Annotated in this window: 16 protein-coding genes; 2 read left to right on the forward strand and 14 right to left on the reverse strand. The window is 61.0% G+C overall.

The window, feature by feature from the left end:
• Window positions 1–25: 25 nt before the first annotated feature.
• The 7 genes from purL to purC all read right to left on the reverse strand — a co-directional run bounded on the left by purL (window position 26) and on the right by purC (window position 6,771).
• Window positions 26–2,263, reverse strand: coding sequence for a phosphoribosylformylglycinamidine synthase subunit PurL (gene purL / locus ABIE28_RS05215; RefSeq protein WP_354060782.1), 2,238 nt, complete (start codon window positions 2,261–2,263; stop codon window positions 26–28).
• Complete coding sequence (locus ABIE28_RS05220) at window positions 2,263–2,874, reverse strand: DJ-1/PfpI family protein (RefSeq protein WP_354060784.1); 612 nt, start codon at window positions 2,872–2,874, stop codon at window positions 2,263–2,265. Before ABIE28_RS05220 ends, purL begins: the two co-directional genes overlap by 1 nt.
• Window positions 2,867–3,529, reverse strand: a complete 663-nt coding sequence (locus ABIE28_RS05225; RefSeq protein ID WP_354060785.1) for a Pr6Pr family membrane protein — start codon at window positions 3,527–3,529, stop codon at window positions 2,867–2,869. The genes ABIE28_RS05220 and ABIE28_RS05225 overlap by 8 nt, the downstream gene beginning before the upstream one ends.
• A complete protein-coding gene (gene purQ / locus ABIE28_RS05230; protein ID WP_354060787.1) occupies window positions 3,529–4,197 on the reverse strand; it encodes a phosphoribosylformylglycinamidine synthase subunit PurQ in 669 nt (222 codons plus the stop codon). Before purQ ends, ABIE28_RS05225 begins: the two co-directional genes overlap by 1 nt.
• Window positions 4,198–4,337: 140 nt before the next feature.
• The gene (locus ABIE28_RS05235; protein WP_354060789.1) at window positions 4,338–5,420 is read right to left on the reverse strand and encodes an acyltransferase family protein; all 1,083 of its coding nucleotides are present in this window, start codon (window positions 5,418–5,420) and stop codon (window positions 4,338–4,340) included.
• Window positions 5,421–5,743: 323 nt separating this feature from the next.
• A complete protein-coding gene (purS, locus tag ABIE28_RS05240; protein ID WP_354060791.1) occupies window positions 5,744–5,986 on the reverse strand; it encodes a phosphoribosylformylglycinamidine synthase subunit PurS in 243 nt (80 codons plus the stop codon).
• A gap of 20 nt (window positions 5,987–6,006) precedes the next feature.
• Entirely contained in the window at window positions 6,007–6,771 is a 765-nt protein-coding gene (gene purC / locus ABIE28_RS05245; protein ID WP_092181251.1) for a phosphoribosylaminoimidazolesuccinocarboxamide synthase, read from the reverse strand.
• Between the two features lie 230 nt (window positions 6,772–7,001).
• Between purC and ABIE28_RS05250 the strand changes: the two genes are divergently transcribed.
• Window positions 7,002–7,325 carry a DUF1476 domain-containing protein gene (locus ABIE28_RS05250; protein ID WP_354060793.1) on the forward strand — a complete coding sequence of 108 codons (324 nt, stop codon included), beginning with the start codon at window positions 7,002–7,004 and terminating at the stop codon, window positions 7,323–7,325.
• Between the two features lie 105 nt (window positions 7,326–7,430).
• On the forward strand, window positions 7,431–7,910 hold the full coding sequence (locus ABIE28_RS05255) for a hypothetical protein (protein ID WP_354060795.1): 480 nt from the start codon (window positions 7,431–7,433) through the stop codon (window positions 7,908–7,910).
• 36 nt (window positions 7,911–7,946) lie between these two features.
• Here the strand turns inward: ABIE28_RS05255 and ABIE28_RS05260 are convergent, their stop codons facing one another.
• The 7 genes from ABIE28_RS05260 to rpe all read right to left on the reverse strand — a co-directional run bounded on the left by ABIE28_RS05260 (window position 7,947) and on the right by rpe (window position 13,462).
• Window positions 7,947–9,260 carry an O-acetylhomoserine aminocarboxypropyltransferase/cysteine synthase family protein gene (locus ABIE28_RS05260; RefSeq protein WP_354060797.1) on the reverse strand — a complete coding sequence of 438 codons (1,314 nt, stop codon included), beginning with the start codon at window positions 9,258–9,260 and terminating at the stop codon, window positions 7,947–7,949.
• A 221-nt stretch (window positions 9,261–9,481) separates the two neighbouring features.
• Entirely contained in the window at window positions 9,482–9,790 is a 309-nt protein-coding gene (locus tag ABIE28_RS05265; RefSeq protein ID WP_354060799.1) for a DUF1344 domain-containing protein, read from the reverse strand.
• Window positions 9,791–10,049: 259 nt separating this feature from the next.
• Complete coding sequence (locus tag ABIE28_RS05270) at window positions 10,050–10,460, reverse strand: GNAT family N-acetyltransferase (protein WP_354060801.1); 411 nt, start codon at window positions 10,458–10,460, stop codon at window positions 10,050–10,052.
• Complete coding sequence (locus ABIE28_RS05275; RefSeq protein ID WP_354060803.1) at window positions 10,457–11,008, reverse strand: RBBP9/YdeN family alpha/beta hydrolase; 552 nt, start codon at window positions 11,006–11,008, stop codon at window positions 10,457–10,459. The genes ABIE28_RS05270 and ABIE28_RS05275 overlap by 4 nt, the downstream gene beginning before the upstream one ends.
• On the reverse strand, window positions 11,005–11,415 hold the full coding sequence (locus tag ABIE28_RS05280; RefSeq protein ID WP_354060805.1) for a GNAT family N-acetyltransferase: 411 nt from the start codon (window positions 11,413–11,415) through the stop codon (window positions 11,005–11,007). Before ABIE28_RS05280 ends, ABIE28_RS05275 begins: the two co-directional genes overlap by 4 nt.
• A 4-nt stretch (window positions 11,416–11,419) precedes the next feature.
• Window positions 11,420–12,751, reverse strand: a complete 1,332-nt coding sequence (gene purB / locus ABIE28_RS05285; RefSeq protein WP_354060807.1) for an adenylosuccinate lyase — start codon at window positions 12,749–12,751, stop codon at window positions 11,420–11,422.
• Between the two features lie 30 nt (window positions 12,752–12,781).
• Window positions 12,782–13,462 (reverse strand): ribulose-phosphate 3-epimerase, encoded by a 681-nt coding sequence (gene rpe, locus ABIE28_RS05290; protein ID WP_354060809.1) that lies wholly within the window; start codon window positions 13,460–13,462, stop codon window positions 12,782–12,784.
• Window positions 13,463–13,608 lie beyond the last annotated feature (146 nt).

The raw sequence follows: 13,608 nt of genomic DNA on the forward strand, positions 1-13,608 counted from the left end.
GGCTATCATAAGCCAGATACGACTATTATGCAGCCTGTTCGTCCATGAAGCGGGGGAACCAGCCTTCGTGAGCAGCCTTGAGCGCCGCAACCGAAACCGGCTTGGCCGCGCCGAGCACGAGGTCGGTGCCGCCGGTCGTGCCGATCCAGGGCGCGAAAATGCCCAGTTCCTTGGCCTCGTTCCACAGCGCCATCAGTTCCTCGCCCTGCGGGTCGAGATTGACGGTCAAAAGGTAACGGCCCTGATCTTCGCCGAAATACTGCAGGATCGGATCGTGATCGTTGATGTCGACGACAGTCGCGCCAATGCCAGACGCGATGGACATTTCGGCCAGGCCAACGCCAAGGCCACCATCGCTGAGGTCGTGGCAGGCGGTGACGATACCCGAGCGGATCAGCTTGCGCACGAAGTCGCCGGTGCGGCGCTCATGGGCCAGATCGACATGGGGTGCCGAACCATCGCGGCGACCAAACAGGTCACGCAGATAAATCGACTGGCCAAGATGGGTGCCGCGATTGCCCGGTGCGCCTACGAGGAGGATCACCTGATCTGCAGCGGCAAAGCCGATGCGGGCCATCTGGCTCCAGTCGGGCAACAGGCCAACGCCGCCAATGGTCGGTGTCGGCAGAATGCCGCGACCGTTGGTTTCGTTGTAGAGCGACACGTTGCCCGAAACGATCGGGAAATCCAGAGCCGTGCAGGCTTCGCCGATGCCCTTGATGGCATGAACCAGCTGGCTCATGATTTCAGGACGCTCGGGATTGCCGAAGTTGAGGTTGTCGGTGGCGGCGAGGGGCTCGGCGCCGGTTGCGGTCAGGTTGCGCCACGCTTCGGCCACAGCCTGCTTGCCACCCTCATAGGGGTCGGCTTCGCAATAGCGTGGGGTGACGTCCGAGGTGAAGGCGAGGCCTTTGGTCTCGTGGCCTTCGACGCGGATCACGCCGGCGTCGCCACCGGGGCGCTGCAGGGAATTGCCCTGAATGAGCGTGTCATATTGCTCGAACACCCAGCGGCGCGAGGCGGTCTGGTGACCACCAACCAGCTTGAGCAGGGCGTCGGCCACGTCCATCTGCGGCACGTCATCGGCGGCAAGCGCTGCAGCCGGTGCGGCTGGCGTCCATGGGCGATCATATTCGGGGGCTTCGTCGCCCAGTTCCTTGATCGGCAGATTGGCGACTTCCTCGCCCTGCCACTTCACGCGGAAACGGAGGTCGTCGGTGGTGAAGCCTACAGTGGCGAAATCGAGTTCCCACTTGACGAAGACGGCGCGGGCTTCTGCTTCCTTCTCGGGATGCAGCACCATGAGCATGCGCTCCTGGCTCTCGCTCAGCATCATCTCATAGGGCGTCATCTGCGCTTCGCGCACCGGCACCTTGTCGAGGTCCAGCTCAATGCCGAGGTCGCCCTTGGCGCCCATTTCGACGGCCGAGCAGGTCAGGCCCGCTGCACCCATGTCCTGAATGGCGATGACGGCGCCCGTAGCCATCAGCTCGAGGCACGCTTCGAGCAGTCGCTTCTCGGTGAAGGGGTCGCCAACCTGAACGGTGGGGCGCTTCTCTTCTATATCGTCACCGAATTCCGCCGATGCCATGGTCGCGCCACCAACGCCATCGCGGCCAGTCTTGGCGCCGAGATAGACGACCGGCAGGCCAACACCTTCGGCCTTGGAGTAGAAAATTTTGTCGGTGTCAGCCAGACCCGCCGCGAAAGCGTTGACCAGGATATTGCCGTTGTAGCGCTCGTCGAATTCGACTTCGCCGCCCACGGTCGGAACACCGAACGCATTGCCGTAGCCGCCGATGCCGGCAACGACGCCGGAAACGAGGTGTTTGGTCTTCTCGTGCTCAGGCGCGCCGAACCGCAGCGCGTTCATCGCTGCGACCGGGCGGGCGCCCATGGTGAAGACGTCGCGCAGAATGCCGCCCATGCCGGTGCCCGCGCCCTGATAGGGCTCGATGAAGCTCGGATGGTTGTGCGATTCCATCTTGAAGACGATCGCCTGACCGTCGCCGATATCGACCACACCAGCATTCTCGCCGGGGCCCTGAATGACACGCGGACCAGTGGTCGGCAGCGTCTTGAGCCACTTCTTGGACGACTTGTAGGAGCAGTGCTCGTTCCACATCGCCGAGAAAATACCGAGCTCGGTATAGGTCGGCTGGCGGCCGATCAGGGCAACGATCTTTTCGAACTCATCGGGCTTGAGACCGTGGTCCGCAACGAGCTTTGGGGTGATGGCGATGTTGTTCTGATAGGGGGTCATCAAGAAGCGTTTCCGTAGGGAGGCTCTGGAAAATATTCCATGAAAGTCTGGGTGGAGCGGGCGACGTCGTCGCCAAACAGATGGCCAACGAGCCATAGCGCCATGTCGATACCGGCGGAGACGCCGGCGCCAGTCAGCACATGGCCGTCGCGGACATAGCGCAGTTGTTCTTCGAGAATGGCGTTGGGGGCGGCGGCGCGGAAGAAATCGAAGGCATTGCGATTGGTGGTGGCGTGCTTGCCATCAAGGATCCCGGCCTTGCCGAGCAGGGCTGCGCCCGTGCAGACCGATGTCTGCCAGGTGGCCTGCGCCAGGTAGGGCTTGAGCGCAGCGATGAAGTTCTCGTTCTCGGCCAAGGCACGCGTGCCTCTGCCGCCGGGGATCAGCACGACGTCGGTCTTGGGAACATTGCCAAAGGCGTGGTCGGCGACGACGTAAAGGCCCTTGGCGCAGCGGATGGCGGGTTCGGGCCAGCCGACGGTGAACACCTCAAGCGGCGCGCCGATCTGCTTGGCCATGGTGAAGACTTCCCATGGACCCACGAAATCGAGTTCCTCGACGCCGTCGAAGATCACGATGCCGACGCTGACGGGTTGCGCGAGTTCAGCCATCGATCAAAGGCCGCCGCGGTTTGCCGAGAACATGATCGAGCGCGATCACGCAGGCGCTGAGCACGGCCAGAGCCACGGCCATATAGACCGCGCTGAGCAGCACTTCGCCATAGCCGAGCTTGATGGCGTTCATGAAGGGGTAGGGGTATTCCATCACCCAGGCGCCGCGGGCCATTGCATAGGCAAAATAGACCAGTGTCGGCACCAGCATGATCGGCAGATTGGACCACCTCAGCCCGCCATGCGGCTGTCGCACGATCCACCACAGCAGATACAGCACCGGGCAGAGATAATGCAGGATGCGGTCGGCCAGATCGAACAGGCCATCGAGCTCTGTCAGGTGACGCAGCACCAGATAGACGTAGATGGTGACCAGCGCGATACACGCCGCCATCATGCCGCGAAACACCGGGCCACGGAAAATGTCGAGCCAGCGGAACGTGGTCACTTCGGACAGGTAGATCAGCACCAAGATGCAGTTGGTCAGGATCGTGTAATAGGCAAAGAACGCGCCGAGCGCGCCGGGAATATCCCGACCGTCAGTCAGGTAGACCTGCATCGAGATGACGAACTGCAGCACAAGGCCACTGGCGCCGAAAGTCAGACCGAGCCAGGTCAAAAGCGTGCGCGGATTGACCGGCGCGCGTACCGACATCAGGCGGCCTTACCCAAGAGGCCAGAGAACAGAGCGCGTCCGTCGTCGCCGCCATGGGCCGCTTCGATCAGATTTTCGGGGTGCGGCATCAGGCCGAGCACGTTCTTCTGCTCATTGAAAATGCCGGCGATGTCGTTGATCGAGCCGTTCGGATTGGTGCTTTCGGCATAGCGGAACGCCACGCGGTCATCGCCTTCGAGACGCGCGATGGTGTCGGCGTCAGCGAAGTAGTTGCCGTCATGGTGCGCCACGGGGCAGCGGAACACCTGGCCCTTGGAATAGCCACGCGTGAAGTCGGTCTCAGCGTTGACGACCTCGAGCTTGACCTCGCGGCAGACGAATTTGAGGCTCATATTGCGCATCAGCGCGCCGGGCAACAGGCCTGCCTCGATGAGGATCTGGAAGCCGTTGCAAACGCCGAGAACCTTGACGCCCTTGGCGGCGCGTTCGCGCACCTTGTCCATGATCGGCGAGCGCGCAGCGATAGCGCCACAACGAAGATAGTCGCCGTAGGAAAAGCCGCCCGGAATGACGATCAGGTCGACGTCAGGCAAGTCGGCATCTTGATGCCAGACTGTCGCTGGGGCGGTGCCCGATACCTTGGTCAACGCCGCGATCATGTCGCGGTCGCGATTCAAACCGGGAAAGACGATGACTGCTGATTTCATCGACTGGTCCTCGCTATGTCAGGGGTTAGCGAGGCCCTTGTGATGAGTCTTGGCGCAAAAGGCAAGGGGATATGGCGCCTCTTCCCCTCCGGTGTGGCGAGGGAGATTGAAAACACTAATCCCCCTCGATTGCGGTCGGGCTATTCTGCGGGCGTGACCGATGCCGTGTCACGCTTTATGCGAGCGCCTTTTGTACCGGGCAGGTGGGCCCAGGCCGGCCGTTCGAACAGGAATTGACCAAAACCGACACGCTGCACGATCCAGTAGAGCGCCAGAGGCGAGACGATGGCGATGGCCATGATGGTCAGGCTCAGAATGGTTGGCTCGACCACGCCAAGTTTGATCAGCACCGTGCGGGCAATGCCCATTGGCAGCACAAAGGCCACATAGATGATCAGCGACTTGCTGCCCATCCAGCGCAGCCAGTTCATCAAGGGCAGGCGGGTCAGCAGCGCGGCGATGACGCAGAGCACTGAGGTGCCGACAAGCGCCAGGATCAGGTGCACGCCCGGCAAGCCGGCAAAACCCATGACGGGATGGATCGGATGCATTTCAAAGCCGGGCGAGAAAACCAGCGCCGCATTGATCACGGCCCAGGCGGCGATGCCGCCGAGGGCAGGGCCAACATTGTCCGCCGCCCAATCGGCCAGCCGGAACAGCTGGGGCGCCAGCACGTAGCCAGCATAGAAGAAGACGAAATAGTCGGCGAACTGGTCGACCAGATAGCTGCCGGTATGGATCGGCGCCATCTGCATGACCGCCGCTACGGCAAACACCGCCCAGACCGGCACTTTGATATCATGCAGCAGCTTGGTGACGGCGCTGACAACGGCCAGCATGTAGATGAACCATAACACGCCATAGGGCTGCACAACGGCCCAGGCCAGTTGCTGGACAGCACCAACGGGGTCGGTCGACAGCAGGCCTACCTTGAAGATGATGTGGATCAGCGCCCAGAGCACGTAGAAATAGAGATAGTGGACCACGCGGCGATCGGCATAGGCGCGCCAGGGGCGGTCGATGACCTGCGATAGGAACAGGCCGGAGATCAGGAAGAATTCGGGCATGCGGAACGGCGTGGCAAAGGCGATGGCCCAATGCAGCACGCCGACGCCGCCGGTATCCTCGCCGACGCTGGACGCCGCATACATCATGACAACGAGAAAGATCGACAGGCCCTTGGCCATGTCCACCCAATCAAGGCGCTTGCTATCAGCCGACATCTTCAGTCTCCGCATCTTTGCGGTGACAATAAAGAGCAACTCGTTCCGCACCCGATAACAGGGTCGAAACAAGGTGATGCAAAATGCGGAATTGGTAAGAAATCAGCTAAAGCCCGTGCTGACGCCACTCGAATGCGTCAATTCATGAGCTCAGCGCGGCCAGGTTGCCCGGCCGCTGATCTACTTAGACTGGCACTGACGCATAAGCTGCGAAAAGCAGGCCCATGGTGGCGAAAAACATAACGGAAAGCGAAATGGTTTTGAGCATGACAATATGGTCCTGCGCCATAGAGCGGCGCGACAGTAGCTATCGCCGGAAGGCGTTAAAGAGTGATTTCGACCGAGTAGTTTTCGATCACAGTATTGGCCAGCAGCTTCTCGCACATGCTGTTAAGGGCAGAACGTGCAGCTGTCTCGTCAGTTCCGTCGAGGGTAAGGTCAAAGACCTTACCCTGTCGCACCGATGCAACACCATCGAAGCCGAGGCTCTTGAGCGAGCCTTCGATAGCCTGACCCTGGGGATCGAGGACGCCGGCCTTGAGGGTGACGGTTACGCGCGCTTTCATCTCAATACCTGCCGATAAGACTACTGGACCAGACGCGGACCGGTGGTCAGCGCATTGTCGGTTTCAACCAGGATGCCAAGACGCTGTGCGACTTCGCGGTAGCTTTCGATCAGACCGCCAAGGTTCTCGCGGAAGCGATCCTTGTCCATCTTGTTGCGGGTCTTGATGTCCCACAGACGGCAATTGTCGGGGCTGATTTCGTCGGCCAGAACGATGCGCATCAGGTCGCCTTCATAAAGGCGACCGCATTCGATCTTGAAGTCGACGAGCTGGATGCCGACGCCCATGAACAGGCCGGTCAGGAAGTCGTTAACGCGGATGGCGAGGCTCATGATGTCGTCGAGCTCGGCAGGGGTGGCCCAGCCGAAAGCGGTGATGTGTTCTTCGGAGACCATTGGGTCACCTAAAGCGTCATCCTTGTAGCAGAACTCGATGATCGAGCGTGGCAGCTGGGTGCCGGGTTCGAGACCGAGGCGCTTGACGAGCGAACCGGCCGCATAGTTGCGGACGATGATCTCGAGCGGGATGATCTCGACTTCCTTGATCAGCTGCTCGCGCATGTTGATGCGGCGCAGGAAGTGAGTCGGGATGCCAAGGCCGTTCAGCTTGGTGAAGATGAACTCGGAAATCCGGTTGTTCAGCACGCCCTTGCCATCGATGACTTCATGGCGCGCACCGTTGCCGGCGGTGGCATCGTCCTTGAAATACTGGACCAGAGTGCCTGGCTCGGGACCCTCAAACAGGATCTTGGCCTTGCCCTCGTAGATTTTGCGACGACGGTTCATGGGGAATCCGGACCATTCGAAAGGTAGGGGAATTTGGCCGCTTCATGCGCCAGAAAGGGTCAAATATGCAAGCTCTTTCACAGAATTCTGTCCGGCGCGGGCAATGGATATGTGGGTAATTGCATAAAGTCGCACTACGGTCGCACCTGTTGATTTGGCGGGCTGAACGCCCTATCTCGGTTTATGGGCGCCTCAGAGGCGGCATTACACTATCGAAGCGGGAGAGTTGCATGAGCCAGTTCGACGATCGGCAAAAGGGCCAGGAAGCCAAGTTTGCCTTCGACGCCGAAAAGAAATTCAAGGCTGAGGCCCGCCGTAACAAGCTGTTGGGGATCTGGGCTGCCGAACTGCTCGGCCTGACAGGCGACGAAGCCAATGCCTACGCTGCCGAAGTTGTGGCCGCCGATTTCACCAGCGCCGGCGACGGCGATGTGCTGGACAAGGTTGCCGGCGATCTCAAGGCCAAGGGCGTTGCCGTTGACGAAGCCACTGTGCGCCAGAAAATGGACGCACTGGTTCATATCGCCAATGAGCAGGTCGCGTCCGAAGGCTGATCTCAGCTTGATGTGATTTTGAAGGGGAGCTGGCCGCTAGGTCGGCTCCCCTTTGCATTGCGCTGAATATAGGTTTATTGTCCTAGTTCGTGATGGGAGGAACCTATGCACCGCATTGTTCGCTACTTCAGTCTCGTCTTCGCCGTTTTGAGTGGTTTGCTGCTGGGCGGCAGCGCCTTTGCCCAGGGCAATGAAACAAGGGTCATCGTACCCGATCTGCCCGGGGGCGCGATTGTGTCGGGGTGCTATCGCAGCACGGGCCGCATCTATGGAAAATACCGCATTGAGTTTTGCCTGCAGCAGCGCGGCACCTACTTCGTCTCGGGCGGTGGTGTGCTGTGTGATGGTCGGCTGGATTGGACCGGGCGCGGGGCCGAGGTTCGCGTGCAACTGCGGCGCACGTCCTGTGGCAATGGCGTGGCATGGAGTGCTGACACCATGACGTGCCGGCCGAATCTGCTGCTGGGCCTGCTTGGGCTCATTGTCAGCCCGGACCGGCCGTTTCTGTCGAGCCTGACCTGCAACTACACGCCCGTTGCCGGGCGTGACGGGCCAACGCGCTTTACGGCGCGCCGCACCAATTAGAAGTAAGGGCCGCCCCGAGGGACGGCCCTATTTTGATTATTCGGCAGCCTGAGCGCGCTGGCCAGCGGCGTTCAGCGCCTGATCGAGATCGGCGAGGATGTCGTCGATGTGCTCGATGCCGATCGAGAGACGCACATAACCGGGCGTTACGCCTGCGGACAGCTGTTCTGCGGGCGACAACTGGGAGTGAGTCGTGGTTGCTGGATGGATCGCCAGCGAGCGGGCGTCGCCGATATTGGCTGCGTGGTAGAGCAGCTTGAGCGAATCCACAAAGCGGGCACCAGCCTCGCGGCCATTGGCCAGCTCAAAGCCGATCAGCGCACCGAAGCCGCGCGTCAGGTACTTGTCGGCATTGACCTTCTGCGCGCCGGTCTGCAGCGATGGGTGAACCACCGAGGTGATTTCCGGACGCTTGCTGAGCCAAGCGGCAACCTTCTCGGCATTTTCAAAGTGGCGGTCGACACGCAGCGCCAGGGTTTCGATGCCCTGTATGGTGAGGAAGGCGTTGAAGGGCGACAGCGCCGCGCCGTGCGTGCGGAGCAGGGTGGTGCGAGCCTTGAGGATATACGCAATCGGGCCGAGTGGCTTTGCAGCCTCAACCCAGACAGCGCCGTGATAGGCCTGATCTGGCTTGTTCAGCAGCGGCTGGCGCTCTGGATGGGCAGCCCAGTCGAAGTTGCCGCCATCAACGATCAGACCACCGATGGATGTGCCGTGACCACCGAGATACTTGGTCGAGGAATAGACCACGACGGCTGCGCCATGCTCGAATGGACGCGCGGTAAGCGGGGCCGCAGTGTTGTCGACGATCAGTGGAATGCCGAATTCACGACCGATGGCGGCGACTTCAGCGATTGGCAGGACCGACAGCTTGGGGTTCGGCAACGTCTCGGCATAGTAGGCGCGGGTCTTGTCGTCGGTGGCGCGACGGAAGTTTTCCGGATCGGACGGATCAACGAAGCGCACTTCGATGCCGGCTTCGCGGAAGGTGTTCTTGAAGAGGTTGTAGGTGCCGCCATAGAGGTCGGTGGACGCAACGATATTGTCACCGACGATCGCTAGGTTCTGCACGGCATAGGCCGAAGCGGTCTGGCCGGATGCAACAGCGAGGGCGGCAGCGCCGCCTTCGAGAGCCGCAACGCGCTTTTCCAGCACGTCGGTCGTCGGGTTGCCGAGGCGGGTATAGATGTTGCCGAGTTTGCGCAGCGCGAACAGGTCTGCCGCGTGTTCGCTATCCTCGAACTGATACGACGTGGTCTGGTAAATTGGCACCGCCACAGCACCGGTGGTCGGGTCGGAGCGCCAACCGGCATGCAAGCCGATGGTCTCTGGATTCTTGGAATTGGACATTGCGGACTTCCTCTCGCTAGGAACCGAAATCTTAGCCCGCTACCGTTGGTGTCAGCGAGGCGCAATCTACCAATTAAGTCAGGTAAGGGCGAAATTCGATGCGATTTTGCACGATAAAGCGCAATTTCAACGGTGTGTGGGGGCGAAGCGCTTTGCGGTTCGAGGCATCAACTCGAATGGAAACGGGAGCTGGCCGCGAAGCCAACTCCCGTTTTGTGAGGCTAGCCGAGCGTCACTTTGGTCGCGTCATAGGCTTTACCATTCATCTGCCACTGTACGGTGACCTTGTCGCCGACCTTGAGGCCAGGGTCTTTGAACGTGGCTGGCAGGACATAAGCGATGCCATTGGCCAGGGTCAGTGTGTGGGTCGACAGGTCAATCGCCTTCACAGTGCTGGAAATTGACTGTGCTGCGGCCATTGGGGTGGTTACGGGTGCCGTGACTGCGGGTGCTGCAGTGGACGCTGCGAAGGCCATGCCGGAGCTACCGGCAATCAGGGCGATGGCTACTGGGATTAGGATTTTGCGCATTTTAATGTCTCCATGAGACAACCGAACCGAGTTCGGATCAGCGGGCTTTCGGATCGCGTCGTGTCGCATATCAGGGGACATGCCGGCGCGGTTCAAACCCGCCGCTGACAATTATTGCCAGGGCCAGCCAACAGCAAGTTAAGGTAATTTAATTGTGCCCGACAGCAATTGGGACGCAATTTGCGCGTCCCAATTGCACTGTGGCGGTATGGTGGTTGGGTTGCCTTGAGCGCGGCAAATCCGTGGCGGAGGCTCAGTGTCAGCCGATCCTCATGGCCATGCCTATTGACGCGGGGGCGACGTCGATAAATCCATATTTGGCATAGAGATGCCTGGCATCACCATCGGCGATCAGGCTGACATATGCGCTCGCCGGAGCATTGGCCTTGAGGCGTTCAACCAGCGCGGCAACGATCAATTTGCCCAATCCCTTGCCTTGATGTTCGGGTTCAACGGCAATATCGACGATCTGGAACGCAGTGCCGCCGTCGCCAATGGTGCGTCCCATGCCCACGATTTTCCCGCCGAGATGGATCGTTACCGCATGCCACGTATTGGGCAGGCCGGCTTCGGCTGACGCCTGTGTCTTCTCGCTAAGGCCTGCCACTTTGCGCAGACGGCGAAAATCATCGACACTCGGGGTGCCGTGGATCAGTTGGTAATCCGTCACTTGAGGCGCTGCATCAATCGCGTGAACATCAGCAGGCCTTCCGGCCAGGGGCCGTGCCCCGAGTCGATGTCGATGTGCCCAGCTTCGCCAGCCTGATGGAAATCTGACCCCCAGCAGGTGGCAAACTCCACGGCCCGGTCAATGGTGCAGAGCGGGTCGTTGTTGGAGGCAACCAGCATGGATGGGAAGGGCAGTGGATCGCGCGGGATGGGCCGGAACGGCTCAACTTCCGGCGGCACGAAAGAACTCAGTTCGACATCGGGCGGCGCCACTAGGAACGCGCCGCGCACATTGTCGGGTAGGCGCGGAGCGGCATGGGCGACAGCCATGCAGGCCAGCGAATGAGCCACCAGTACGACGGGGCGTGTGGTCAGGCGTGTCGCCTGATCGATGGTCGCGACCCAGTCATCAAGGTCAGGCTCGAACCAGTCAGCCTGCTCAACAATAGCTGCGCTCGACATACGCTCGGCCCAGCGCAGCTGCCAGTGGCCAGGGCCGGAACCGCCCAGGCCTGGCAGAATGAGGATGTCGCATTCAGAGAGTTTCATGTGCGGTCCGTCCTTGGGCGCATGAAGGCCGCCATGGGCTCAATCATGCCGATATGGCGATAAAAGCCCTCGGCGTTGGGCTTGGAGAGCAGCACGATGCCGACCTTGGGGCCAAGCAGTTCTGTCGCCGTGTCGAGGAGCGTCTGGCCGATATGCTTGCCCTGCTGCCCTTCGACGACGGCGAGATCAATGCAATAGCAGACCCAATGCCAGTCGGTGACGGCGCGGAACAGGCCGAGCAGGGCGCCGGTCTCGTCGCGGGCAGTCACCAGAAGATCGGAGTGATCCAGCATGGCCTGCACCCGGTCTTGGTTGGCCAGAGGACGCCCCTGGCCAAGCGTGGTGGCACCGACGCAGGCGATGTAATCGGCAGCACTGAGGCCGGTTTCGCGTGCGTAGGTGATCACGGCGTCAGTCCTTGAAGACGCGAGCGAAGATCGTGTCGACGTGCTTGAGATGGTAGGCATCATCGAACATGTCGTCGATTTGCGCATCACTCAGAGTCACTTCGGGGTCGGCCTTGAGGTTGGCAGCGAACTGGCCGGCGCGGTCGCCCTGCATGGCCCAGACCTTCATAGCGTTGCGCTGGACGGCGGCGTAGCTGTCCTCGCGGGAATAGCCAGCCTGGGTCAGCGCCAGCAGAACGCGCTGCGAGTTGTGCAGGCCACCGAGCAGGTCGATATTCTTGCGCATGTTTTCGGGATAGACGACCAGCTTGTCGATGACGCCGGTCAGGCGAGCCAGCGCGAAGTCCAGCGTAACGGTCGCGTCCGGGCCGATCATGCGCTCAACGGACGAGTGCGAAATATCGCGCTCGTGCCAGAGGGCGACGTTTTCCAGCGCCGGAACCACCATGCCGCGCACCAAGCGGGCAAGGCCGGTGAGGTTTTCGGTCAGCACTGGATTTCGCTTGTGCGGCATGGCCGACGAGCCCTTCTGACCGGGGGAGAAGAACTCCTCGGCTTCGAGCACTTCGGTGCGTTGCAGATGGCGGATCTCGATGGCGACGCGCTCGATGGAGCTGGCGACAACGCCGAGCGTCGCAAAGAACATGGCGTGACGGTCGCGTGGTATGACCTGGGTTGAGACGGGCTCGATGGCAAGGCCCAGCTTTTCAGCTACGTATTCTTCGACCTGTGGGTCGATATTGGCGAAGGATCCAATGGCGCCAGAAATGGCGGCGGTAGCGATCTCTTCGCGAGCCGCGACGAGGCGGGCGCGGTTGCGGCTGAACTCGGCATAGGCTTCGGCCAGCTTCACGCCAAAGGTGGTTGGCTCGGCATGGATACCGTGGCTACGGCCGATAGTGATGGTGTCCTTGTGCTCATAGGCACGGCGCTTGAGCGCGGCGAGCAGAGCATCGACATCGGCGATCAGCAGGTCGGAGGCGCGGGCCATCTGCACCGACAGGGTCGTGTCCAGAATGTCCGAGCTGGTCATTCCCTGATGCACAAAGCGCGCGTCGGGGCCGACGATCTCGCTGAGATGGGTCAGGAAGGCGATGACGTCGTGCTTGGTGGTGCGCTCGATCTCGTCGATGCGCGCAACGTCAAAGCCATAGTCGCCGGTCTCTGCCTTGCGGGCGTTCATCACGTCCCAGATGTTCTGGGCCGATTCCTTTGGCACCACGCCCAGCTCGGCGAGCTTGGTGGTGGCGTGGGCTTCGATCTCGAACCAGATGGCGAACCGGGTTTCGGCCGACCAGATGGAGACCATTTCGGGGCGGGAGTAACGCGGAATCATGGGCTTAGGCTTTCTGGTTCAGATTGTGATTCAGGCGAGGCGCGTGGAGGCGGCCTGCCGGATGGCAGCGATACGTGGAGCGTAGGTCGTGGGGTCATTGCCACCATAGACCGATGATCCGGCGACGAAAACATTGACGCCAGCTTCGGCGACAGCGCGGGCATTGCCGGGCGTGATGCCGCCATCGACTTCAAGGTCGATGTTGCGGCTGCCGATCAGCGCCTTGGCCTGGCGGATCTTGGCGATGGACTGAGCAATGAACGTCTGGCCACCAAAGCCGGGGTTCACCGACATCACCAGCAGCAGGTCGATATCGTCGATGATGTTTTCCAACGCAGACACGGGCGTCGCGGGGTTGATCGCCACACCGGCCTTCTTGCCCTCGGCGCGGATGGCCTGCAGCGTCCGATGCAAGTGTGGACCGGCTTCGGCGTGGACGGTGATGATGTCGGCGCCAGCCTTGGCAAAGGCTGAGATGGAATAGTCTACCGGCGAGATCATCAGGTGGACGTCAAAGGGCTTCTTGGTGATCTTGCGCACCGAAGCCATCACCACCGGGCCGAAGGTGATGTTGGGCACGAAGTGGCCGTCCATGATGTCGACGTGGATATAGTCAGCGCCCGCTGCGTCGATTGCCGCAACTTCTTCGCCAAGGCGGGAAAAGTCAGCAGACAGAATGGACGGAGCGATGCGGATGGGTCGGTTTGTCATGGAGCCAAAACCTCTGCCGGCAGGGATCAGGCTGCTATAGGGCGGGAGCGGGCCAAAGGGCAAGGGCAAGGAGCGCAAGCCAGCCCTTCAAACCAGCTTCATCCGCCTAAATGTGTACTGATGCCGCCCATTGCGCGGCCGGTGGG

This window comes from Devosia sp. 2618, from assembly GCF_040546815.1.
GTDB lineage: Bacteria > Pseudomonadota > Alphaproteobacteria > Rhizobiales > Devosiaceae > Devosia.